The organism is Microcystis sp. M53598_WE2 (assembly GCF_030067735.1).
Taxonomy (GTDB): domain Bacteria; phylum Cyanobacteriota; class Cyanobacteriia; order Cyanobacteriales; family Microcystaceae; genus Microcystis; species Microcystis aeruginosa.
In genome coordinates this window covers 1-1,585 of sequence record NZ_JASJFE010000708.1, presented here as the reverse complement: position 1 = coordinate 1,585, position 1,585 = coordinate 1, and the positions used below count along the sequence as shown (strand labels likewise).

Here is a 1,585-nt window from a genome sequence, read left to right as displayed (position 1 = left end):
GCGACTCTTGTGTTGGTGTGGGGTAAAATCGGTAAGAATAGGCTTTTTCCATGTCTCACATTTTAGCGTATATCGTGTAAATGCGCTAGTATTTAACAGCAAAGCCGCCGTAAAACGGCGGGGTTTCAGACCCAAAATTTCCGATGATGCAATCTATCGGTAGAACGATCGGACATCAATAAAGAAATTACAGCCAACTTTGTAGAATGAAGTACAGCCAAAGTAAGGAGGGACTACGGGTGTGTGGCAAGTGATATGGAATACTGTGCTATCGGAATTCTCCGAGATCACCGATGTGGCTCAAATTATCCGCATCATTTTACGCTTCCTGCTTGCGGCGATCCTTGGTGGTCTACTGGGGTACGATCGGGAGATCAAGGGCAAGGCGGCAGGGTTGCGAACGCATATGCTGGTTTCTTTCGGGGCAGCACTCTTCGTCCTCATTCCTCAACAATCTGGGGCATCGATCGCAGATTTAACTCGTGTGTTGCAGGGCTTGATCGCTGGGGTGGGATTCCTTGGGGCCGGATCGATCATTATAGGAAGGCACCAAGAGGAGGCTAAGGGGATGACCACGGCGGCGGGCATATGGCTAACGGCGGCCATCGGCGTAGCGGCTGGGATGGGGCGAGAAGCGACGGCCATTCTCAGCACTCTCTTAGCCTTGGGAATCTTATCCTTAATTCCCAAGGTCGAACGGTTGTTTGAACGCCGTGGAAGGGGGAGTTAAACGGGGTCGGAGTATTCGGGCGGATAGGGGTTGAAGATGTACAAGTACTTCATACCCGCGTTAAACTGCATATCTTGCCCCATGCCGTTGGAGCCCAAAGATGATCAAAATTTCCGTTGATTCACAGGTGTCGTTTTCTCGATCCTTGGTTTATGCCACCTATCGGGACAAGCTGATGGAGTTGGGGCCGTATCTGCCCAATGTGCGATCGCTGCAACTCAAGTCTCGCCAGGAAGCGGAGCGACTGGTGCGACTGGTGCTGGAGTGGCATGGGGGTGGGGACATCCCAGCCGCTGCTCGGGCACTTTTGAGTGAAGAACTGTTCACTTGGACGGAATACGATATCTGGGACAACAATGAGTTTACTGTGGACTGGCAAATTGAAACCCATGCCTACCGAGAGGCGGTGTTTTGCGCTGGCAAGAACCGCTTTCTGGATCGAGGCAATTGCACATTGGTGGAAAGCCGAGGCGAAGTGAGGATTGACCTCAGCGCAGTTCACAGTGTGCCACCCTTCTTGCTCAGTCGCTTAGTTCACCTAGTCGAAGAGCTTCTGGCCAAAAAGATTGAACCGAATCTGGTGCAGATGGGACAGAGTGTGCGGAAGTATCTGGAGCAAACGCAGAAAACCCAGTAACGCCAGGAAAGGGATAGACTATGGGGTAGCGATCTGGAAGTAGTGGTGAGTCGAATTGCTTATTTAGGGTTTGCTGAAAAAGTTTGTTGGTGGGGTTAGGAGTCGGTCGTCGGTCGTCAGTAGCCGGTCGTTTCAGGCTTTGTTTCCCTCTTTTTTTTGTACCGGTTTATGTACTACAAGAAGGATAATGCAAGGTTTTTGAATGTCCCAATCCTATT

General features: G+C 50.9%; 3 protein-coding genes. 2 read left to right on the top strand and 1 reads right to left on the bottom strand.

From position 1 onward, the window contains the following. Positions 1-52, bottom strand: a 52-nt coding sequence (locus tag PX636_RS22715) for a helix-turn-helix domain-containing protein (protein WP_353853482.1), incomplete at its 3' end; no start/stop codon positions are given. A 189-nt stretch (positions 53-241) separates the two neighbouring features. On the opposite strand from PX636_RS22715, the gene PX636_RS14445 reads away from it, so the two are divergent. Beyond that, positions 242-730, top strand: a complete 489-nt coding sequence (locus PX636_RS14445; RefSeq protein WP_002799018.1) for an MgtC/SapB family protein — start codon at positions 242-244, stop codon at positions 728-730. 100 nt (positions 731-830) lie between these two features. Next, entirely contained in the window at positions 831-1,367 is a 537-nt protein-coding gene (locus tag PX636_RS14440; protein ID WP_002799017.1) for a hypothetical protein, read from the top strand. The last annotated feature ends 218 nt before the right edge of the window (positions 1,368-1,585 follow it).